The following is a 22,521-nucleotide window of genomic DNA, read 5'->3' on the forward strand; positions in this document are numbered from 1 at the left end:
GGGCCTGCAGCGGATGCGGGCCGGTATCATCCCGCGCAGTGGTTTTCAGCCGCAGCGGATGCGGCCCTGCATTCGGTGCATGCGGGCGACAGGCCTGCGCCTTGTTTCAGCCCTTGCCGCCGAGCCCTGCCTGCAGCGCAGGGTTTTTCATTTGCAGCGTGTCATGCGGACAGCTCGCGTCGCAGTGCTGAAAGCCTGCTCATTCCAAGAAAACAGCGGGCCATCTGAGCCCGACAGAAGGGATTGCCATGGGGGTGCTTCGCACGAAAGCGATCAGTGGGTTGCAGGGGGCTCCGGCGCACAGCCGGCCCTGGAGCCGGTGGGGGTTGGGGCTGCTGCTGGGATCGGCGGCGCTGACGGCGCAGGCCGTGGGCGTGCGCCAATTCAGCCCGCAGGGAGAGGTGGCCAAGGTCGAGCAGGTGGTGGTGCAATTCGATGGCACGGCCGTGCGCTTTGGCGACCCCAAGGCGGCCGCGCCGGTCACGCTCAGCTGCAGCGATGTGGCGGCCACCCAGGGCACGGGCCGCTGGAACAGCGACCGGGAATGGGTGTTCGACTTCAAGCAGGCCCTGCCGCCCGGCGTGCGCTGCACGGCCCAGCTGGTGGCCGGCTACAAGTCGCCTGCGGGCACGGCCGTGACGGGCGCTGCCAGCTACCAGTTCCAGACCGGCGGCCCTGCCGTGCTGGACATGGCGCCCGACACCTATGAACAGATCGACGAGGAGCAGTACTTCGCGCTGCGCCTGTCGGGCCCGGCCACCGTGCAAAGCCTGCAGCAGCACATGTGGTGCACGGCCGAAGGCGTGGGCGAGCGCATTCCCGTGCGCCTGATCGACGGCAAGGAGCGCGACGAGCTGCTCAAGCACCGCGGCTGGGACAAGGCCGCCGCCAAGAACCCGCTGCAGTACGCCACGCTGGCCTGCAACCGCCGCCTGACGGCGGGCACGACCATGAAGCTGGTTTTTGGCGCCGGCATCGCCACGCCCAATGGCGTGGCCAGCCGCCAGGACAAGCGCTTCGAGTACCGCGTGCGCGAGCCCTTCGCGGCCGAGTTCAGCTGCGAGCGCGAGAACGCCCAGGCCGCCTGCCTGCCGATCCGCCCCATGCGCCTGAACTTCAATGCCCCCGTGCCGCGCAAGCTGGCCGAGGGCATTCGCCTGAGCAGCGGCGCCTCCAAGGTGGCGCCCGTGATCGACGGCGAATACGGCGAAAAGCTCAGCGAGGATTCGCTGGTGCAGAACCTGAGCTTCCCGGCCACCATGCAGGCCCAGGCGCGCTATACGGTGGAGCTGCCTCCGCAGTTCAAGGACGCGGCAGGCCGCAGCCTGAGCAATGCCGACATGTTCCCGCTGCAGGTGGCCACGGGCGCGCTGCCGCCGCTGGCCAAGTTCGCGGCTTCGCCCTTCGGCATCGTCGAGCGCTATGCAGAAGGCCCGGACGGCCCGGCCCTGCTGCCCGTGACGCTGCGCAATGTGGAGTCCGAGCTGGCCACCAAGTCCCTGGATGCCAGCCGCGTGAGCACCAAGCAGCCCGGCAGCGATGCCGAGATCATTGCCTGGATGCGCCGCGTGGCCGACTACGAGTCCTCCGACATGGACCGCAAGCGCGCCTCGCGCGACATCAAGGGCCCGCTGCCGCCCGTGATCGACAACGAAAACCGCGACTATGTGCAGACGCGCATGCTGTCGCTGCTGGCCGGCCAGGGCGACGTCAAGACGCTGGAGCTGCCCAAGCCCGTCAAGGGCGATCCGCGCCCCTTCGAGGTGGTGGGCATTCCGCTCACGCCGGGCTTTCACGTGGTCGAGATCGCCTCGCCGCTGCTGGGCCAGTCGCTGCTCGATGAGCGCTACGGCTCGGCGCGCAGCATGTATGTGCGCACCTCGGCCCTGGTGACCAACCTGTCCGTGCACTTCAAGCTCGGCCGCGAGAACGCGGCCGCCTGGGTGACCACGCTGGACAAGGGCCAGGCCGTGGCCAATGCCAAGATCCAGGTCTCCGACTGCAATGGCAAGGTGCTGACCTCGGCCACCACCGACGCCAGTGGCGTGGCGCGCCTGGAAGGCCTGTCGCCCGAGCCGCCCCAGTGCACGGGCGGTGTCGGCTACCGCTCGCCGGCCTACTTCGTCAGCGCACGCGCCCAGGGCAAGGACGGCCAGCAGGAGCTGGCCTTCACCTGGAGCGACTGGCAGCGCGGCATCGAGTCCTGGCGCTTCAACGTGCCCACCAGCCGCAGCGCCCAGCGCGACGAGGTGGCCCACACCATTTTCGACCGCACGCTGCTGCGCGCCGGCGAGACCGTGTCCATGAAGCACCTGATGCGTACCCAGACCGGCATCGGCCAGGGGCAGGGCGGCTTTGCGCTGCCCGAGCAGCGGCCCACGCAACTGGTCATCACCCATGAAGGCAGCGGCCAGCAGTACACGCAGCCGCTGCAGTGGCGTTCCACGGGCACGGGCGGCCTGAGTGCGGAAAACAGTTTCTCCGTGCCCAAGGGTGCCAAGCTCGGTTCGTATTCCGTGGAGCTGCGCGGCGATGGCAATGGCTCGCGCGGGCGCAACAACCGCTTCGGCACGGGCAGCTTCCGTGTCGAGGAATTCCGCCTGCCCGTGCTCGAAGGCCGTGTGGGCCCCGAAGGCAAGCAGGCCCTGGTCGGCGTCTCCAGCCTGCCGGTGCAGGTGCAGGTGAACTACGTCTCCGGCGGCCCGGCCTCCAACCTGCCGGTGCGCGTGTCCGCCCTGGTGCGCTCCACCTGGATGGACCGCAGCGACTGGCAGGGCTTCAGCTTCTCGGCACCGCGCAGCGCCCAGGACACGGGCCAGAGCGATGACGAGGAGGCCACGGCCTCCCAGGACAGCAAGGTGGTGGCCGACAAGCTGCCCGTGACGCTGGACCGTGAAGGACTGGGCAAGCTCAAGATCGAGAACCTGCCCAAGCTGCGCGAGCCGCGCGAGCTGCTGATCGAGGCCACCTATGCCGATCCCAATGGCGAGGTGCAGACCCTGCGCAGCACGCAGATGCTGTGGCCCGCGGCCATCGTGGCCGGCGTGCGCGCCGAAAGCTGGATCACCACGGGCCGCAAGCTCCAGTTCCAGGCGCTGGCGCTGGGCGTGGACGGCAAGCCCCAGGCCGGCGTGCCGGTCAAGGTGGAGGCCATCTCCCGCGTCACCACCAGCAGCCGCAAGCGCCTGGTGGGGGGCTTCTACAGCTACGACAACCAGACCACGCTCAAGTCCATGGGCACGGTGTGCACGGGCAACAGCGATGCCCAGGGCATGGTGCAGTGCGAGGCCCAGCTGTCGCAGCCCGGCGAGGTGGAGCTGATCGTCACCGCCTCCGACAAGGACGGCCGGCCCGCCCAGGCCGCCTCCAGCGTCTGGGTCACGCGCCAGGGCGAACTGTGGTTCGGCGGCGAGGACCATGACCGCATGGACGTGCTGCCCGAAAAGCGCAGCTACGAGCCCGGCGAGACCGCGCGCTTCCAGGTGCGCATGCCCTTCCGCTATGCGACGGCCCTGGTCGCCGTGGAACGCGAAGGCATCGTCAGCACCCAGGTCATGCAGCTCAATGGCCAGAACCCCACCGTGGAGCTGAAGGTCCAGCCCGACTGGGGCCCCAACGTCTACGTGAGCGTGCTGGCCCTGCGCGGGCGGCTGCGCGAGGTGCCCTGGTACAGCTTCTTCACCTGGGGCTTCAAGGCGCCGCGCGAGTGGTGGAACGCCTTCTGGCACGAGGGCAAGGAGTACATCGCGCCCACGGCCCTGGTCGATCTGTCCAAGCCCGCCTACCGCCTGGGCATGGCCGAGATCCGCGTGGGCACCAAGGCCCACCGCATCGACGTCAAGGTCACGGCCGACCAGGCCAGCTACCAAGTGCGCGGCACCGCCAAGGTCACCATCAGCGCCACGCTGCCCGACGGCAAGCCCGCCGCTGGCGCCGAGGTGGCGCTGGCGGTCGTGGACCAGGCCCTGCTGGAGCTCATGCCCAACACCAGCTGGCAGCTGGCCGACGCCATGCTGCGCCGCCGCGAGTGGGGCGTGCAGACATCGACCGCGCAGATGGAGGTGATCGGCAGGCGCCACTACGGCCGCAAGGCCGTGGCCGCTGGCGGCGGCGGTGGCCGCAGCCAGACGCGCGAGCTGTTCGAGACGCTGCTGCTGTGGAATCCGAGCGTGGTGCTGGACGCCCAGGGCAAGGCCCAGGTCAGCGTGCCGCTCAACGACTCGCTGACCACCTTCCAGGTGGTGGCGGTGGCCGACCATGGCGTGTCGATGTTCGGCACGGGCCAGGCGCCCATCCGCACGGCCCAGGACCTGCAGATCATCAGCGGCCTGCCGCCGCTGGTGCGCGAGGAGGACCAGTTCCGTGCCATGGTCACGCTGCGCAACACCTCGGCCAAGGCCATGAAGGTGCAGGTCACGCCGCGTGCCACGCTGCTGGAGCTGGCAGCGCAGACCGTGGAGATTCCCGCAGGCGAGGCGCGCGAGGTGGCCTGGAACGTCACGGCGCCGGCCCAGCTGGGCCAGACGCGCGCCGAGGCGCTGATCTGGGAGATCGAGGCCCGCGACACCGCAGGCGGTGACAAGCCGGCCAGCGACAGGCTGAAGGTCAGCCAGCGCATCATCCCGGCCGTGCCGCTGACGGTGCAGCAGGGCACGCTGATGCAGGTCGATGGCAGCATCAACCTGCCCGTGCAACTGCCGGCCGATGCACTGTCCGGCCGGGGCGGCCTGCGCATGTCGCTGGCGCCCAAGCTGGCCGAAGGCCTGCCGGGCGTGCGCGACTGGTGGGCGCGCTATCCCTACAGCTGCCTGGAGCAGGTCACCAGCAAGGCCGTGGGCATGAGCGACGCCACGCTGTGGCAGTCCACCATGGGCCAACTGCCCAGCTACTTGGACGGCGACGGCCTGGCCAGCTACTTCCCGCTGGCAGGCGACGGTTCGGGCCGTGCGGCCCGCGGCAGCGATACGCTGACGGCCCACCTGCTCAACCTCTCGGCACTGGCACAGGGCGTGGACAAGCGCTTCGTGCTGCCGGCTGCCGAGCGCGAGCGCATGGAAAACGGCCTGATCGCCTTCGTCGAAGGCCGCATCCAGCGCAGCTTCTGGAGCCCGCGCAAGGATCTGGACATGCGCAAGCTGGCCGCCATCCAGGCGCTGGCGCTGACGGGCCGCGCCAATCCGCGCATGCTCGACAGCATCACCATCGCGCCCAACGACTGGCCCACGCATGCCGTCATCGACTGGGTGGCCCTGCTCAAGCACATGCGCGAGCTGCCCCAGCGCGAACAGCAGCTGGCCCAGGCCCAGCAGATCCTGCGCGCCCGCCTGAGCTACCAGGGCACGCGCGTGGCCTTCAGCAATGAGCAGGACGACCAGTGGTGGTGGCTGATGCAGGGTCCCGAGGTCAACCTGGCCCGCCTGATGCTGGTCAACATGGACGACCCGACGTGGAAGGAAGAGCTGCCGCGCCTGGCCAACGGCTTCATCTCGCGCCAGAGCAACGGCGCCTGGGGCACGACCACGGCCAACCTGTGGGGCGCGCTGGCACTGCAGCGCTTCTCGCAGCAGTTCGAGGCCACGCCCGTGACGGGCGCCACCCAGGCGGCTTTGGGCGCGTCCCAGGCCCGCGTGGAGTGGAGCCAGGTCACGCGCATGCGCGCCAGCGACACCGAGGGCGCGGCGCACCAGGCGTCCAGCTTCGGCGCGACCACGGTGGTCGGCGGCCTGCGCAACAACACCATGTTCCTGCCCTGGAGCGCGGTGGGTGATGCCCGCAAGGGCCAGCTGACGGTGACCCAGCAGGGCACCGGCAAGCCCTGGCTCACGCTGCAGTCGGTGGCGGCCGTGCAGCTGAAGGCGCCGTTCAGCGCCGGCTACACCGTCACGCGCACGGTCAAGCCCGTGGAGCAGGCCGACAAGAGCCTGCCCGCAGGCCAGTACTCGCGCGGCGACGTGCTGCGCGTCACGCTGGAGGTGCAGGCCCGCACCGACATGACCTGGGTGGCCATCACCGACCCCGTGCCCACGGGCGCCACCATCCTGGGCGGCGGCCTGGGGCGCGACTCGGAGATCGCCTCGGGCGGCGAGCGCGCAGAAGGCGCGGGCTGGCTGGCTTATGAAGAGCGCAGCTTCGAGGCCTACCGCGCCTACTACCAGTACCTGCCCAAGGGCAATACGAGCGTGGAGTACACCGTGCGGCTGAACAATGCCGGCGACTTCGCGCTGCCGCCCACGCGGGTGGAGGCGCTGTATGCGCCCGAGATGTTCGGCGAGGTTCCCAACGCCCGCATCAAGGTGAGCGACAAGCGCTGATGCAGCGTTGATGGCGCCCTGACAAGGGGGCGGCCCTGCGGCCTATGATGGCTGCAGGACCGCCCCCTTTTTTCATCACCCTCCGCTCCATGGCACAAGTCATCCTCTCCCCGGTTCCCGCAGGCAGCGCCCTGCAGGACCGCCTCAAGACCGCCTATTTCCACGACAGCTACCAGCTGCAATTGCCGGACGACGGCAGCAGTCCCATGGCGCTGTACCTGCGCTGCGTGGGCCGCACGCCGGGCTGGATCGACTTTCTGATGCGCCTGCGCAACCGCGTGGTGGCGCCCTTCGGCATCAAGGACCTGGGCACGCTCAGCGGCGTCGATGCGCAGCGCCAGCCATCGAGCTACCGCGTGGGCGACCGCGCCGGCATCTTCCGTGTCCATGCCCTGAGCGACAGCGAAGTGGTCCTGGGCGACAGCGACCGGCACCTGGACGTGCAGGTCTCCCTCATGCGGCTGCCCAGCCCCGAGGGCGCGCCGTCCGGCACCTTCACCGCCGCCATGTCCACCGTGGTCCATGTGCACAATGCCTTGGGCCGTATCTACATGCTGGGCGTGGCGCCGGCGCACCGCGTCATCGCCCCGGCCGTGGTGGCCAAGCTGGCCGGCTGAAAGCTGCGGATGGAGCCGTCGGCTGTCCAGGCCATCAAAATGGCCGTCGTGGGTGCCTCGGGGCTGTCCAAGGACGCCTTGCATATCTACGTGGGCCTGACGGTGGCGCTGGCCGCCTGCGCCGTGCTGCGCAGACCCCTGGGCAGCTGGACGCCCCTCCTGGCGGCCCTGGTGGTGGCCATGACGGGCGAGCTGCTGGACATGCGCGACGATATCGCGAGCCTGGGGTACTGGCGCTGGGGCGCCAGCCTGCACGACATTGCCAATACCGTGTTCTGGCCCGCCGTACTGGCTGCGCTGGCGCGCTGGAGCAGCGTGCTGGGGCGTCGGCCCTGAAGTCAGCAAATCGGAAGCCTTTGGCGTTGGCGTCCGACGCCTGCTTCCACGCCGCCCTTGCATACTTGCGGCCTTTGCCCGGCGGACATCCCCCGAGCAGGGAACGCGGCCCGCCCCACAAGGGCAGGGCCGCCACCATTGCGAATCGGTTCCCGGGCACACCATTGATCACAAGAGAGAGGGTATATGCCAGACACGACCACCGATCCCCGACCGGCGCCACCCGCGCCACCAGTGGCTCCGCCACCGGATGCACCGCAGGCGGCCACGCCATCGCCTGCCGAGCCTGCACCGCGCATCACCTTCTCAGGCCCCGTCGTCATTCCTTCCCTGCTGGTGCTGGGCCTGCTGCTGCTGTACTGCGGCCTCATGCCCGACAGCGCCGACCGGCTGTTCTCCAGCGCCCAGGCCTGGGTGGTGGGGCACATGGACTGGTTCTATGCCGTCTCGGTCACGCTGTTCCTGGTCTTTCTGATCTTCGTCGCGTCCAGCCGTTTCGGTGATATCCGCCTGGGTCCCGATGATGCGGAGCCCGAGTTCAGCTTCATCTCCTGGACCGCCATGCTGTTCGCCGCCGGCATGGGCATCGGCCTGATGTACTTCGGCGTGGGCGAGCCGCTGCAGCATTTCCTCAAGCCGCCCACGGCCGTGCCTTCCACGCCGGCTGCCGCGCGCGAGGCGCTGCAGTCCACCTTCTTCCACTGGGGCTTCCATGCCTGGGCCGTCTACGGAACCATGGGCCTGGTGCTGGCGTACTTCGGCTTTCGCTACAACCTGCCGCTGACCATGCGCTCGGGCCTGTACCCGCTGCTGGGCAAGCGCATCAACGGCCCCATCGGCCACAGCGTGGATGCCTTCGCGCTGGTGGGCACCATCGCGGGGATCGCCACCACGCTGGGCTATGGCGCGCTGCAGCTGGCCGCCGGCCTGCACACGCTGACGGGATGGGACACCTCCACGGCGCTGTTCCGCATCTCGGTCATCGTCATCGTGGTCGGCCTGGCCGGGCTGTCGGCCGTCTCGGGCCTGGACAAGGGCGTGCGCCGCCTGAGCGAGTTCAATCTCGTGCTGGCCTTCATCCTGCTGGCCTTCGTCATCGTGGCGGGGCCCACGGTCTTCCTGTTCGAGGCGCTGAGCGAGAACATCGGCAACTACCTGTCTGGCCTGGTCCAGCTGTCGTTCCGCACCTTCGCCTACGAGCCGCCCAGCCAGGAAGGCTGGTTCGGCGGCTGGACCATCCTCTACTGGGCCTGGTGGATCTCCTGGTCGCCCTTCGTGGGCATGTTCATCGCGCGCATCTCGCGCGGGCGCACCATCCGCCAGTTCGTGACCGGCGTGCTGCTGGTGCCCACGGCCTTCAACCTGCTGTGGATGACGGCCTTCGGCAACAGCGCCATCTGGATAGACACCCACGTGGCCATGGGCGCGTTGGGGCAGACGGCCTCGAACGTGGATGCGCTGCTGTTCCGCTTCTTCGAGTACCTGCCCTGGTTCAAGCCCGTGGCCTGGCTCACCATCGTGCTGATCGCGGTGTTCTTCGTCACCTCGGCGGACTCCGGGGCCTTCGTGGTGGACAACATCGCCTCGCGCGGCCATGCGCGTTCGCCGGTCTGGCAGCGGCTGTTCTGGGCTGCCGTGCTGGGCGTGACGGCCATGGTGCTGATGCTGGCCGGCGGCCTCAAGGCGCTGCAGGCCATGACCCTGGTGGCGGCCCTGCCGGTGGCCGTCATCATGCTGGCCCTGTGCTACGGGCTGTGGCGCGGGCTGCAGGCCGACCGCGCACACTTCTCGCCCGACCTGGCTCCGGCCACCAGCTTCTGGAGCGGCCAGCACTGGCGCAAGCGCCTGGAGCAGATCGTGCACCAGCCCTCGCGCGCCGATGTGCGCAGGTTCCTGGCCGGCGTGGTGCTGCCGGCCATGAACGAGGTGGCCGCCGAGATGCAAAGGCGCGGCGTGCAGGCCGTGGTCACCGAGGACCTGGACGGCGAGGGCGCCGTGCGCCTGACCGTGCCCGATCCCTCGCTGCGCGACTTCGTCTACGGCGTGCGCGCTACGCGCCGCACGGTGCCCACCTTCCTGGTGAGCGAGGCGGCCAGCGAGCAGGAGCGCCGCCATGTCTACGAGCCCATCACGTTCTTCGAGGACGGACGCCTGGGCCACGACATCCAGTACCTGCGCAGCGAGGAAGTCATCGCCGACATCCTGCGCCACTACGAGCGCTACCTGTCGCTGAGCGCCGACCAGCGCACGCATCTGCTGAACCGGGCTCCGGGCCACAGCTGAGCCGTGCCGAGCAGCGCCGCCGTCGCGGCACCCCGGGCCTTTGGGTAAACACCGGGGTGCCAGCCGGCGGCCGCCTGCGGATACTGGGCGCTGCCATGCAGCTCGAATACTCTACCCATTCGCAGGAGCCACGCCATCGTTTCGACTACTGGCACGAGGTGGTCTGCCGCCACTGCATCCCTGCCGACAGCCACCGCGCGCAGGGGGACGCCGCAGGTCCCGGCGGCTTCGGGGCCACGCTGTCCGTGCGGTCCCTGGGACTGCTGGAGATCAGTGCCATGTCGGCGCCCAGCCACCGCTGGGTGCGCAACGCAGCCCACCTGCGCCTGCATGCCCGCGACGAGCTGTGGCTGGGCTATCTGCTCCAGGGCCAGGCCGAGGTGCGCCAGGGCGGGCAAGTGGCCCGGCTGAGTGCGGGCAATCTGGTGCTTTATGACGCTGCGCAGCCTTTCGAATTCTCGGTGGCGCCCCGCGATATCTTGCTGATGCGCATTCCGCGCAGCGAATTGTTGAATCGCTTTGCCCGTGCACCCTTGCACGCGGGCCGGGTGCTGCATGGCCATGCCCCGGCCGTGGCGCCGCTGCGGGCCATGCTCGGCGAGGCCATCGCCATGCCGCCTGCGCCGCACGGTGATGCCTTGGCGCAGCGCTTCGGCATGGCGCTGCTCGACGTGCTGGCCCTGGCGCTGGAGATGCAGGAAATGGCCGTGCAGCCCCGCTCGGAACGGGATCTGCACGGCCGCATCCAGGCGTTCATCCAGGACAACCTGGGCTCGCCCGAGCTGTCGCTGCAATGGCTGGCGCAGCAGCACAACGTCTCGCCGCGTACCGTGACGCGGGCCTTTGCGCGGCGCAACCAGACGCCCATGGGCCTGGTATGGCAGCTGCGGTTGCAGGCCAGCCGCCAGGCCCTGATGCAGGGGCGCTGCTCCAGCGTGACCGAGGCGGCCTTCGCGCATGGATTCTCCGATGCGGCGCACTTCAGCCGAGCCTTTCGCAAGGCGTTCGGCTGCACGCCCCGCAGCCTGCTGGCCGCCTGAGCAAGGTCGCTGTCCCTCACGAACAAGCGTCGGTGCCGCCGGCTCCCTAGCATGGGCCTGCCGTGCGTCCCGTGCGGCTTTTCCAGTGCAACAACGGTGGCGCCCCGGAGTCGGGCGCCGGGAGACATGCCATGAACGACAGCGAACTGCACCATCTCGAACTGCTGGAGGTGGGGCGTGAGATCCAGTCCCGCCGCATTTCCTCGGAAGAGGTGACCCGCCACATGCTTGCGCGCATCGAGGCCGTGGATGCGCGGCTGCACAGCTACGTGACGGTGATGGCGCAGCAGGCGCTGGAGGACGCCCGCCGCGCCGACGCCGAGATCGCGCAGGGCCGCCGCCGCGGTGCGCTGCACGGCGTGCCGCTGGCGCTCAAGGACCTGCTGTGGACCCGGGGCGTCCCCACCACGCATGGAATGACGCTGCACCGCGACCATCGCCCCACGGAAGATGCCACCGTGGTGCGCAGGCTGCGCGAGGCCGGCGCCGTCATCCTGGGCAAGCTGCAGCAGACCGAAGGCGCCTTCGCCGACCACCATCCCGAGATCACTGCCCCCGTCAACCCCTGGGGCGCCCAGCTGTGGCCCGGGGCCTCGTCCAGCGGCTCGGGCGTGGCCACGGCGGCGGGGCTGTGCTTCGGATCGCTGGGCACGGACACCGGGGGCTCCATCCGCTTTCCATCGGCCGCCAACGGCATCACGGGGCTCAAGCCCACCTGGGGCAGGGTGAGCCGCCACGGCGCCTTCGAATTGGCCGCGTCCCTGGACCACATAGGCCCGATGGCGCGCAGTGCCGCCGATGCCGCAGCCATGCTCGCGGCCATCGCCGGGGCGGACCCGCTGGACCCTACGGCCAGCCAGTGCAGCGTGCCCGACTATCTGGCCATGATGACGCGCGGATTCTCCGGCCTGCGCCTGGGCATGGACCGGCAATGGGCACTGGACGGCGTGGATGCCCCCTCCCGCCAGGCGGTGGAGCAGGCCCTGGCGGTGGCGCAGCGCCTGGGGGCCAGCGTGCAGGAAGTCCGCTTTCCCGATGCCACCCAGGCGGTGGAGGACTGGCCGGCGTTGTGCGCGGTGGAGACCGCCGTGGCGCACGGCGCCACTTTCCCTGCACGGCGCGAGGCCTATGGCCCCGGGCTCGCCGGGCTGATCGACCTGGGGCTGGGCCTGTCTGCCACCGACTACCAGCGGCTGCTGCTGCGCCGCGCGGACTTCACGGGCCGGGTGCGTGCACTCTTCGCGCAGGTGGACCTGCTGCTGGTCCCCGCCACGGCCTTTGCGGCCCCCACGCTGCAACGCATGGCGCATTTCGGCTCCGATGCCGAGCTGTTCTCGGGCATGCTGCGCTACACCTGCCCCTTCGACCTCACGGGCAGCCCCACGATCACGCTGCCCGGCGGACGCACTCCCGAGGGCGCGCCCGTGGCCTTCCAGTTCGTGGCCCCCGACTTCCGCGAAGACCTGCTGGTGCGCGCGGGCTGGGCGTTCCAGCAGGCCACGGATTGGCACAGACAGCACCCTGCTGCCTGAGCTGCATGGGGCGCCAGGCCGGTGGCGCGACACGGGCCTGTCACACAGCCTTCCTAGACTGGCGTGATGTCCTTGATCGAGATGGAAGGTGTCGCCAAGTCCTGGGGCGGCACCACGGCACTGCAGGCGCTGGATCTGCGCATTGAACCCGGATCCTTTTGCGTGCTGCTCGGTCCCTCGGGCTGCGGCAAGTCCACCACGCTGCGCATCATCGCGGGCCTGGAAAGCGCCACCTCGGGCCGCGTGCGCATCGATGGGCAGGATGTCACCCAACTGCCGCCCGCTCGGCGCGGCATTGCCATGGTGTTCCAGAACTACGCGCTGTTCCCGCACCTGACGGTGGCGCAGAACATCGGCTTCGGCCTGTCCGTGCGCAAGGTCCCGGCGGCCGAGGCGCGTCGGCGCATCGACGAGGCCGCCGCGCTGCTGGGCCTGGACGCGCTGCTGGCGCGCCGGCCCGGCCAGCTGTCGGGCGGCCAGCAGCAGCGCGTGGCGCTGGGCCGCGCCCTGGTGGCCCGCGCCCGCGTCTGCCTGATGGATGAGCCGCTGTCCAACCTCGACGCCCAGCTGCGCCAGGAAATGCGCACCGAGCTGCGCGAGCTGCAGCGGCGCCTGGGCCTGACCGTGGTCTATGTCACGCACGACCAGGCCGAGGCCATGGGCATGGCCGACCAGGTGGTGCTGCTCAGCCAGGGGCGCGTGGAGCAGTGCGCCGCGCCCCAGGAGATCTACAGCCGGCCCGCCACCACCTTTGCCGCGCGCTTCATCGGCACGCCGGCCATGAACATCGCGCGCCTCGACGGCCTGCACATCGCGGGCAGCCATGCCAGCGCCGCGCCCGCCGGCCTGCAGCAACCGGGCCAGGCGCGCTGGCTGGGCGTCAGGCCCGAGGACATGCGCCTGTCGCTCCATGGCGATGTCGGCAGCGACCCCGTGGTGGCTGCCGACATCGAAAGCCTCGAATACCTGGGCGCCGACCTGGTGCTGCGCTGCCGCGTGGGCAGCGAACAACTGATGGTGCGCACTGCAGGCAGCCAGCTCGGCGGCCTGCAGCCGGGCCAGCTCGTGGGCCTGCGCTGGGCGCGCGAGGCCACGCATTTCTTTGACGAAAAGGGGCGTCGCTGCACGGCCTGATGCCGAGGCACCGGCCCCCAATTCCTTCGCCAATTCACCGTTTCAGCCGTTTCAGCCGTTCCGGCTTTCGCACCCGAAGCACCTTCCAGGAGAGTCCGCCATGCAACGCCATGCCTTCCTCAAAACCCTCGCAGCCGCTGCCGCCCTGGCCGCCACGGGCCTGCTGAACACCGCCAGCGCGCAGACGCCGCTGGAGGTGCCGTTCTACTACCCCGTGGCCGTGGGCGGCCCCATCACCAAGGTGATCGACGGCTATGCGGCCGAGTTCAACAAGGCCCATCCGCAGTACCGGATCACGCCCGTCTATGCGGGCACCTACCAGGAGACCATCGTCAAGGCGCTGACGGCCCACAAGTCGGGCAAGCCGCCGGCCAGCTCGGTGCTGCTGTCCACCGACATGTTCACGCTGATCGACGAGGACGCCATCGCCCCCATCGACGACTTCGTGAAGACCGATGCCGACCGGGCCTGGCTCAAGGGCTTCTACCCGGCCTTCATGGCCAACAGCCAGGCGGGCGGCAAGACCTGGGGCGTGCCCTTCCAGCGTTCCACCGTGGTCATGTACTACAACAAGGAAGCCTTCAAGGAAGCCGGCCTGGACCCGAACAAGGCGCCGCAGAACTGGAAGGAACTCAAGGAAGCCGCCCACAGGCTGACGAAGAAGGACGCCAGCGGCAAGGTCGTGCAGTACGGCATACAGATCCCGTCCACGGGCTTTGCCTACTGGATGCTGCAGACCCTGACCACGCCCAATGACGTGCTGCTGGCCAACGAGGCCGGCACCCAGGTCACGCTGGACAGCCCCAAGGTAGTGGAGGCGCTGGACTTCTGGGTGGGCCTGGTCAAGGAGGGCGTGCACCCGGCCGGCGTGGTGGAGTGGGGCACGACGCCCAAGGACTTCATGGAAAAGAAGGCCGCCATCATCGTCACCACCACGGGCAACCTGACCAATATCCGTGCCAATGCCAAATTCGACTTCGGCGTGGGCCAGATCGCAGGCAACGTGCGCAAGGGCTCGCCCACGGGCGGCGGCAATTTCTACCTGTTCAAGAAGGCGCCCCGGGAGCAGCAGGAGGCGGCCTTCCAGTTCATGAAGTGGGTCACCCAGCCCCCGCTGGCCGCGCAGTGGAGCATGGACAGCGGCTACGTGGCCGTCTCGCCCGCCGCCTATGACACGCCCGCGCTCAAGAAGTATGGCCAGGACTTCCCGCAGGCCCTGGTGGCGCGCGACCAGCTGCCCGTGTCGGTGGCCGAGTTCTCCACGCATGAGAACCAGCGCGTGACCAAGGTGCTCAACGACGCCGTGCAGGCCGCCCTCAACGGCAGCAAGACCTCGGCCCAGGCCCTGCAGGATGCGCAAAAGGAAGCAGACCGCATCCTGCGCCGCTACAAGTGATGGCGCAGTGCCGCTGACCGCATGAGCTCCGCTCCCGCCTCCCTTGTCCGCGGCCGCCAGGCCGTCCATGCCTGGCTGATGCTGCTGCCGGCGCTGGTGCTGCTGGTGGCCTTCACGCACTGGCCGGCCGTGGCCACGCTGATCGACAGCCTGCATGCCACGCCGCGCGGCGGCCAGCCGGGGCCATGGGTGGGGCTGGAGAACTACGCCGTGATGGTGGACGACCCGGTGTTCTGGCAGGCCGTGCGCAACAACCTGTGGTTTGCGGCGGCCACGATTCCACTGTCCATGGCACTGGCGCTGGCCATGGCGCTGTGGGTCAACGAGAGGCTGGCCGGCCGCGCCTTCGTGCGCATGGCGTATTTCACGCCCACGGTGCTGCCCATGATTGCCGTGGCCAACATCTGGCTGTTCTTCTACACGCCGCAGTACGGGCTGCTGGAGCAGTTGCGCGGTGCGCTGGGGCTTTCTGCGCACAACTGGCTGGGCGACCCGTCCACGGCGCTGGCCTGCGTGACCGTGGTGGCGGTGTGGAAGGAGGCGGGCTTTTTCATGATCTTCTACCTGGCCGCGCTGCAGACCCTCAACCCCAGCCTGAGGGAAGCTGCGGCCATCGAGGGGGCCTCGCGCTGGTACTTCCTGCGCCGCGTGCAGTGGCCGCTGCTGATGCCGACCACGCTGTTCGTGCTGGTCAATGCGGTGATCAATGCCTTCCGCCTGGTGGACCATCTCTTCATCCTCACGCGCGGCGGGCCGGACAACGCCTCCACGCTGCTGCTCTATCACCTGTACGAAGTGGGCTTCAAGTTCTGGGACACGGGCTATGCGGCGGCCCTGACCGTGGTGCTGGTCGCCGTGCTGGCGGCCGTGGCGCTGCTGCAGTTCTTCGTGCTCGACAAGAAGGTGCACTACCAATGAGCGCCGCACCCATTGCCTCGCGCCATGCGCCGCGCGCGCTGTACGGCGCCACCTGGCTGGATACGCTGGCCGCCTGGCTGCTGGCCCTGCTGTGGATACTGCCGCTGGCCTATGCGTTCTGGACGGCCTTCCATCCGCCCGAATACTCGGCACGCTTCGACCTGGCCGCGCCCTGGACGCTGGAGAACTTTCGCCGTGCCTGGCAGGCCGCGCCCTTTGCGCGCTATTTCCTGAACACGGCCGTGCTGGTGGTCATGATTTTGGCGGCCCAGCTGGCGCTGGGCACGCTGGCCGCCTATGCCTTTGCGCGCTACCGCTTTCGCGGCCAGGGCCTGGCCTTTGCCCTGGTGCTGGTGCAGCTGATGATCATGCCGGACATCCTGCTGGTGGCGAACTACCAGACCCTGTCGCGCCTGGGCGCCGTCGATACGCTGCTGGGCATCGGCCTGCCGTACTTCGCATCGGCCTTTGCGATCTTTTTGCTGCGCCAGACCTTCCTGGGCATTCCCCGGGAACTGGACGAGGCCGCGCGGGTGGAGGGCGCCAGCACCCTGCAGATTCTGTGGCGCGTCTACGTGCCGCTGGCGCGGCCCGTGTACCTGGCGTTTGCGCTGGTGTCGGTGAGCTTTCACTGGAACAACTTCCTGTGGCCGCTGATCATCACCAACAGCGTGCAGGCGCGCCCGCTCACCGTGGGGCTGCAGGTGTTCTCCAGCGTGGAGTCTGGCGTGGAATGGGCCACCATCACGGCCGCCACGCTGATGAGCTCGGGCCCGCTGCTGGTGGCCTTCGTGCTGTTCCAGCGCCAGTTCGTGCAGAGCTTCATGCGTGCGGGGATTAAGTGAGGGCGGTGCTAAAGTTCCTTGTCCCAGCCTTTCACCCCGAGGTCCACCATGTCCGGTCCCGCATCCGCAGGTCTGTTCATCTACGCCAAGCAGCCTGACCGGCTGGCGCTGTTCTACATGGAGGTGCTGGCCATGCGCATGCTGCACCACACCAGCGAGCTCATGGTGCTGCAGTCGCCGGACCTGCAACTGGTGCTGCACGCCATTCCCGAGGCGATTGCGCGGCACATCACCATCACCGAGCCACCCCAGCCGCGCGAGAACGTGGCCCTCAAATTCTTTGCCACCGTGACCAGCTTCGCGGCCGTTCGTCCCCTGGTCATCGCCCATGGCGGCCAGCTGTGGGAGCAGTCCTGGCAGGGGCCGGGCTTTCGCGTCTGCAACGCCATGGACCCCGAAGGCAACCTGTTCCAGCTGCGTGAGCCGCTGCCCGCATGATGCAGATCCTCACCTGGAACACCCAATGGTGCCTGGGCCTGGACGGCCGCATGGACCCGGAGCGCATCGTGGCGCATGCGCTGTCCATGGCCGATATCGACGTGCTGTGCCTGCAGGAAATCGCCATCCACTACCCCGGCCTGCAGGGCGCGCCCGGCGACCAGGTGGCGCAGATCCGCCAGGCCCTGCCCGAAGGCTGGAAGGTCTTCTTCGGCGCCGCCGTGGACGAGTTCACGGCCGTGGGCCGGCAGCGCTTCGGCAACCTGGTGGCCACGCGCCTGCCGGTGCTGCAACTGGCCCACCACCGCCTGCCGTATCCGCACGACGGCGGCGTGCGCAGCATGCCGCGCTGCTGCACGGCGGCCACGGTGATGGATGCCGCGCTGGGCCCCGTGCGCGTGATGAGCACCCACCTCGAATATTTCTCGCGCCGCCAGCGCATGGCCCAGGCGCTGGCGCTGCGTTCCCTGCAGATCGAGGCCCTGGGCCAGGCCGAGGCGCCGCCCCAGCCCGCCAGCGACGGCTCGCCCCAGCAGACCAAGCCGCACACGCCGCATGCCGTGCTCTGCGGCGACTTCAACTTCGAGCCGCATGAGGACGAATACGCCGGCCTGTCCGCCCCCTGGGCGACCGGCGAGCAGGGCGCCCTGAGTGCCGGCCAGTGGCACAACAGCTGGAGCGTGCTGCACCCGGACCAGCCCCAGCCGCCCACGTTCCGGTTGTTCGACCGCCAGTGGGGCCCCGAGCCCGCCGCCTGCGATTTCGCCTGGGTCAGCGACAGCCTGCGCGGCCATGTGCGTGGCTGGGCCGTGGACAGCGACACAAGGCTCTCGGACCACCAGCCCGTGCTGCTGCAACTGGATTGATCCAGGTCAGGGTCCGCCGCCAAGCCGGCCTTCGCCTACAGACAGTGTGGCGGGCCTGCTCCAAGGTCATGGGGACTGTTTTGAAGGAGCATCCATGAGCCCCAATCCGCTGTCCACGATTCTTCACCGCACCTGGTGGGTGCTGCTGCTGCGCGGCCTGGTCGCCATCGCCTTCGGCGTGCTGACCTGGGCGCAGCCGGCGGTATCGCTGGCGGCGCTGGTGCTGACCTTCGGCGCCTTCACCTTTGTCGATGGCTTGCTGGGCGTGTACTCGGCCATCCAGGGGCGCGACCAGATGCGCCACTGGTGGGTGCTGCTGCTGTGGGGCCTGGCCGGCGTGGTGGTGGGCGTGCTCACCGTGGTCGCGCCCGGCGTCACGGCGCTGGTCATGACGCTGTACATCGGCGCCTGGGCCCTGGTCACGGGCCTGCTGCAGATCGTGGCGGCCGTGCGGCTGCGCAAGGAGATCACGGGCGAGTGGCTGCTGATCCTGGGCGGCGTGCTGTCCGTGCTGTTCGGCGCCTTCGTGCTGGCCCAGCCGGGCGCGGGCATGATGGCCATGCTCTGGGTGCTGGCCACGTATGCGGTGGTCTTCGGCGTGCTCATGGTGCTGCTGTCCTTCAAGCTCAAGAAGGGCATACGCCATTCTTCCTGAGCCGCGGGTGCAAAGGCGGACAATGCCGGCTCCATGATCGAATCCCGGCGACCTTCTCCCTTCATGCGTCTTCCCCGCGCGGCCCTGGCGGCCGCGCTGCTGTTCGCGGCGGCCGGTGCCGCCCAGGCGCTACCCAGCTTTTCCGAGGTCCGCGAAGGCCACCGCTCCTCCGAGACCGAATTGCTCTCGCGCGAGGGCGAGGTGCTGCAGCGCCAGCGCACCGACGCCAGCGTGCGCCGTGGCGACTGGGTGGCCCTGGCCGACATCTCGCCCGCGCTGCGCACGGCCCTGGTCGTCAGCGAGGACAAGCGCTTCTACGAACACAGCGGCGTGGACTGGACTGCAGTGTCCGCCGCCGCCTGGGGCAACCTCTGGAACCAGCGCACGCGCGGCGCCAGCACCATCACCATGCAGTTGGCGGGCCTGCTCGACGGTGACTGGCGCCAGGGCCCGGGCGGGCGCAGCGTGGTGCAGAAACTGGGCCAGACCGTCTCGGCCCAGGTGCTGGACCGGCGCTGGCGCAAGGACCAGATCCTGGAGGCCTACCTGAACCTGGTGCCCTTCCGGGGCGAGATCGTGGGCATCGATGCGCTGTCGCGCACCCTGTTCGGCAAGGCCGCGCACGGGCTGGACGCGCGCGAGGCCGCTATTGCCGCCGCCCTGGTGCGTGCCCCCAACGCCTCGCCCGAGCGCGTGGGCCGGCGCGCCTGCGGCGTGCTGCAGTCGCTGGCGCCCGAGGATGCGGCGGCGCGCGACTGCACGGCCATGGAACTGCTCACCGCCAGCGTGCTGCTGCGCCGGCAATGGGCGGCCAGCGAAGGCCAGGCCCCGCACCTGGCGCGCCGCCTGCTGGCCGAGCCGCAGTCCAGGGGCCAGGCGCGCGTGCGATCCACGCTGAGCGCGCCCGTGCAGCGCTTTGCCGTGCAAAGCCTGCAGCAGCAACTGCGCGAGCTGCAGGGCCGCAACGTGGAGGACGGCGCCATCGTCGTGCTGGACAACGCCACGGGCGAGGTGCTGGCCTGGGTGGGCTCGTCGGGCGAATTGAGCCAGGCGGCCGAGGTGGACGGCGTCACGGCCATGCGCCAGCCCGGCTCCACGCTCAAGCCCTTTCTCTATGCCCAGGCGATTGCCGAGCGGCGGCTGACGGCGGCCTCGCTGATCGAGGATTCATCGGCCCACATTCCCACGCAGAACGGGCTCTACATCCCGCAGAACTACGACCGGCGCTTCAAGGGCTGGGTCTCGGCGCGCACGGCGCTGGCGTCGTCGCTCAACGTGCCGGCCGTGCGCACCTTGGTCATGGTCACGCCCGATGCCTTCTTCTCGCAGCTGCAGCGCCTGGGCCTGCCGCTGCGCGAAAGCGGCGGCTACCACGGCTTCAGCCTGGCGCTGGGTAGCGCCGAGGTGCCGCTGCTGCAGCTCACCAATGCCTACCGCGCCCTGGCCAACGGCGGGCAACTGACGCCCGTGCGCTGGGCGGCAGCCCCCGCTCCGGCTGCCGTGCCGAAGACCCAGGCCAAGGCCGGTGCCGCCGTGCAGGCCATCGACGCACGCGCGGCCTTCATCGTGGGCGACATCCTGTCCGATCCCATGGCGCGCGCGCCCACCTTCGGCACGGACAGCGTGCTGGCCACACGCTTCTGGTCGGCCGTCAAGACCGGCACCAGCAAGGACATGCGCGACAACTGGGCCGTGGGCTGGTCGCAGCGCTACACCGTGGGCGTGTGGGTGGGCAATGCGCGCGGCGAGGCCATGCACTCGGTCAGCGGCACCAGCGGCGCGGCACCTGTCTGGGCCGCCGTGATGGGCTTCCTGCATGCCCGCACACCCAGCCGCGCGCCCAAGGCGCCGGCGGGCGTGCTGCAGCAGGCGGTGCGCTTCGGCCCCGATGCCTCGGGCCTGCCGCTGGAGAGCGCGCGCAGCGAGTGGTTCGTGGCGGGCACGCAGCAGAGCCTGTTCGCCATGGCGGGCAGCGGCCTGCCTGCCGCATCCGCATCGACACGCGGGACTTCGGCGGCCTCGCCCGTGCGCATTGCGCGCCCGGCCAACGGCACCATCCTCGCGCTGGACCCCGACATTCCGCCGGACCGCCAGCGCGTGCAGCTGTCGGCCCGGCCCTCGGGCACGGCCGCCACGCAGGAATGGCAGGACGCCAGCCTGCGCTGGCGCATGGTCAGCGCCGCCCCGCCCGGCGCGGCCGAGCCTGCGCCCAAGGAAATTGGCCGGGGTGCTGCCGCCGCCTGGATGCCCTGGCCCGGCCGCCACCGGCTGGAGCTGGTCGATGCCAAGGGGCAGGTGCTGGACAGCGTGCAGGTGGAGGTGCGCGGCGCCGGCGTGGTGGCTTCGCGCGCGGGCGGGCGCTGATCAGGCGCCGGTCGTGATCACTGCGCCGCGCGGGGGGCCGCCGCGCGGATGCCCGCCGCCCGGAAGCCCGCCGCAGTGAAGGCCACCAGCTCGTCGATCACATGCTCCACGGGGTCGGCGCGGTGGCCGCCGCCCAGCATGCGGCTGACTCGGCCGTTGTCGGAGCGGATGTACATCATGGCGCCGTACATGCATTCCAGGCGCCACTGGAAATCGTGCTGGGACAGCTGCGGCAGAGCCTGGCGCAGCAGGGCCGCAAAGCGTTTGGCAGCCTCGTCGTAGGCGGCAAACACCACCTCCCTGACTGCCTGGTCGGGATCGACCGAGCACAGGGCCGTGACGCGGTTGAAGTCGGCCTCGCCCTCGCTGTGGGCGGCGCGCAGCGCAGGGGCGATGAAGGCCCGAAGAATGTCCTCCACGGCGGGCTGCGGCGACTGCTGCTCCAGCCTTTGCAGCAGCGCATGGCGCTGTCCGTTGACGGCCATCACGCGCTGCTCGAACAAGGCCTTGAGCAGGCCCAGCTTGTTGCGGAAGTGGTAGTGGATGGCGCCCGTGTCCACATCGGCCAGCGCCATGACGGCGCGCAGCGACGTGCCCGCGTAGCCATGCCGCGCAAACAGCTGCTCGGCGGCTTGCAGAAGGCGTTCGCGGGCCTGGGCGCGGGGTTCCTCGGCCGCGGTGTCATCGGTGCTGGACGTCATGGCTGCGGATCATAGACAGCGCCAGGCCCTTGCCGCACCAAACCATGGCATGGTGGTGACATGGATTGATTCAGTCGACTGACTGAATTAACATGCGCAGCCATCACACAACGACAAGGAGACACAGCATGACCACCCGCAAGTGGCTCGGCGCCCTGATGGCGCTGGGCTGCACCCTGGCCACCGCGCAGGAGCCGTTCCCGTCGCGGCCGCTGACCCTCATCAACCCCTGGGCGGCGGGCAGCTCCACCGATGTGATGGCGCGTACGTTGGCAGAGGAATTCCGCAAGCAGCTGGGCCAGAGCGTGGTCGTGGTCTCGCGCGACGGGGGCTCGGGCGTGATCGGCATGAATGTGCTGGCCCAGGCGCCGGCCGACGGGCTGACGCTGGCCTTCACGCCCATGACCCCCATCACCGTGCAGCCCCACTACGTCAAGGGCCTGAAGCTGGGGCCCGACAGCGTGCAGCCGCTGTGCGGCGTGACGGAGAACATCCTGGGCGTCAGCGTGCGCGCAGACAGCCCTTTCAAGACGATAGGCGAGCTGGTGGCGGCGGCGAAGAAGGGCTCGCTGAGCTACGGATCGCCGGGACCGAACTCGGCGCCCTTCCTGGCCATGGACCAGCTGGAGCGCGACCAGGGCCTCAAGCTCGTGCATGTGCCCTACAAGGGCGATGCCGGCTCGATACAGGAATTGCTGGCCGGGCGGCTGGACTTCGTCAGCAGCATCGCGGCCTCGGCTGCGCCCCAGATACGCGCGGGCAAGCTGCGCCTGCTGGCCGTGGCCTCGGAACGCCGCCACCCGGCCTTCCCCGAGGTGCCCACCTTCAAGGAGCTGGGCATGGCGGTGCAGGAGGAATCGTTTGCGGGCCTGTTCGTGCCGCGTGGCGTGCCCGAGGCGGTGCTGGGCCGGCTGGACGCTGCCTGCGCCGCCGCAGCGCGGTCCGATGCCGTCAGGCAGGTGGCCCAGCGCGGCGACCAGGTGGTCTTCCACCAGGACCGCCGCCAGTGGGACCGGCGCATCCACGACGAATTCCGCAAACAGGGCGCAGCGGCCGAACGCCATGCGCAGTGACCTCCTTTCCGC

At 69.6% G+C, this 22,521-nt stretch carries 16 protein-coding genes; 15 read left to right on the forward strand and 1 reads right to left on the reverse strand.

Translation table 11 applies throughout. The annotated features are described in order from the left end of the window. Positions 1-248: 248 nt before the first annotated feature. From DELCS14_RS06535 to pbpC, 14 genes are all read left to right on the forward strand, one after another. Positions 249-6,311, forward strand: coding sequence for an MG2 domain-containing protein (locus DELCS14_RS06535; protein ID WP_013800954.1), 6,063 nt, complete (start codon positions 249-251; stop codon positions 6,309-6,311). Between the two features lie 89 nt (positions 6,312-6,400). Continuing rightward, positions 6,401-6,928 (forward strand): DUF2867 domain-containing protein, encoded by a 528-nt coding sequence (locus DELCS14_RS06540; RefSeq protein WP_013800955.1) that lies wholly within the window; start codon positions 6,401-6,403, stop codon positions 6,926-6,928. Positions 6,929-6,967: 39 nt separating this feature from the next. Further along, entirely contained in the window at positions 6,968-7,264 is a 297-nt protein-coding gene (locus DELCS14_RS06545; RefSeq protein WP_013800956.1) for a hypothetical protein, read from the forward strand. Positions 7,265-7,450: 186 nt separating this feature from the next. Continuing rightward, entirely contained in the window at positions 7,451-9,547 is a 2,097-nt protein-coding gene (locus DELCS14_RS06550; RefSeq protein ID WP_013800957.1) for a BCCT family transporter, read from the forward strand. Between the two features lie 95 nt (positions 9,548-9,642). Further along, positions 9,643-10,587, forward strand: coding sequence for a helix-turn-helix domain-containing protein (locus DELCS14_RS06555; RefSeq protein WP_013800958.1), 945 nt, complete (start codon positions 9,643-9,645; stop codon positions 10,585-10,587). A gap of 131 nt (positions 10,588-10,718) precedes the next feature. Then, positions 10,719-12,119: an amidase gene (locus tag DELCS14_RS06560; RefSeq protein WP_013800959.1), complete on the forward strand. Its 1,401-nt coding sequence runs from the start codon at positions 10,719-10,721 to the stop codon at positions 12,117-12,119. Between the two features lie 66 nt (positions 12,120-12,185). Next, positions 12,186-13,253 (forward strand): ABC transporter ATP-binding protein, encoded by a 1,068-nt coding sequence (locus tag DELCS14_RS06565; protein WP_013800960.1) that lies wholly within the window; start codon positions 12,186-12,188, stop codon positions 13,251-13,253. Between the two features lie 100 nt (positions 13,254-13,353). Continuing rightward, on the forward strand, positions 13,354-14,649 hold the full coding sequence (locus DELCS14_RS06570) for an ABC transporter substrate-binding protein (protein WP_013800961.1): 1,296 nt from the start codon (positions 13,354-13,356) through the stop codon (positions 14,647-14,649). A 21-nt stretch (positions 14,650-14,670) separates the two neighbouring features. After that, the gene (locus DELCS14_RS06575) at positions 14,671-15,567 is read left to right on the forward strand and encodes a sugar ABC transporter permease (RefSeq protein ID WP_013800962.1); all 897 of its coding nucleotides are present in this window, start codon (positions 14,671-14,673) and stop codon (positions 15,565-15,567) included. Continuing rightward, the gene (locus DELCS14_RS06580) at positions 15,564-16,412 is read left to right on the forward strand and encodes a carbohydrate ABC transporter permease (protein ID WP_013800963.1); all 849 of its coding nucleotides are present in this window, start codon (positions 15,564-15,566) and stop codon (positions 16,410-16,412) included. Before DELCS14_RS06575 ends, DELCS14_RS06580 begins: the two co-directional genes overlap by 4 nt. A gap of 48 nt (positions 16,413-16,460) precedes the next feature. Further along, complete coding sequence (locus DELCS14_RS06585; RefSeq protein ID WP_012207101.1) at positions 16,461-16,850, forward strand: VOC family protein; 390 nt, start codon at positions 16,461-16,463, stop codon at positions 16,848-16,850. Continuing rightward, positions 16,847-17,716 carry an endonuclease/exonuclease/phosphatase family protein gene (locus tag DELCS14_RS06590; RefSeq protein WP_013800964.1) on the forward strand — a complete coding sequence of 290 codons (870 nt, stop codon included), beginning with the start codon at positions 16,847-16,849 and terminating at the stop codon, positions 17,714-17,716. The genes DELCS14_RS06585 and DELCS14_RS06590 overlap by 4 nt, the downstream gene beginning before the upstream one ends. Positions 17,717-17,810: 94 nt before the next feature. Next, on the forward strand, positions 17,811-18,371 hold the full coding sequence (locus DELCS14_RS06595) for an HdeD family acid-resistance protein (protein ID WP_012207099.1): 561 nt from the start codon (positions 17,811-17,813) through the stop codon (positions 18,369-18,371). Positions 18,372-18,434: 63 nt separating this feature from the next. Further along, positions 18,435-20,735 (forward strand): penicillin-binding protein 1C, encoded by a 2,301-nt coding sequence (gene pbpC / locus DELCS14_RS06600; RefSeq protein ID WP_013800965.1) that lies wholly within the window; start codon positions 18,435-18,437, stop codon positions 20,733-20,735. Between the two features lie 17 nt (positions 20,736-20,752). On the opposite strand, the gene DELCS14_RS06605 is transcribed toward pbpC, so the two are convergent. After that, the gene (locus DELCS14_RS06605; protein ID WP_013800966.1) at positions 20,753-21,436 is read right to left on the reverse strand and encodes a TetR/AcrR family transcriptional regulator; all 684 of its coding nucleotides are present in this window, start codon (positions 21,434-21,436) and stop codon (positions 20,753-20,755) included. 128 nt (positions 21,437-21,564) lie between these two features. On the opposite strand from DELCS14_RS06605, the gene DELCS14_RS06610 reads away from it, so the two are divergent. Beyond that, positions 21,565-22,509, forward strand: a complete 945-nt coding sequence (locus DELCS14_RS06610; protein WP_012207096.1) for a tripartite tricarboxylate transporter substrate binding protein — start codon at positions 21,565-21,567, stop codon at positions 22,507-22,509. Positions 22,510-22,521 lie beyond the last annotated feature (12 nt).

Origin of the sequence: Delftia sp. Cs1-4 (genome assembly GCF_000214395.1) — a bacterium.
In the GTDB taxonomy this organism is placed as follows: Bacteria; Pseudomonadota; Gammaproteobacteria; order Burkholderiales; family Burkholderiaceae_C; genus Comamonas; species Comamonas acidovorans.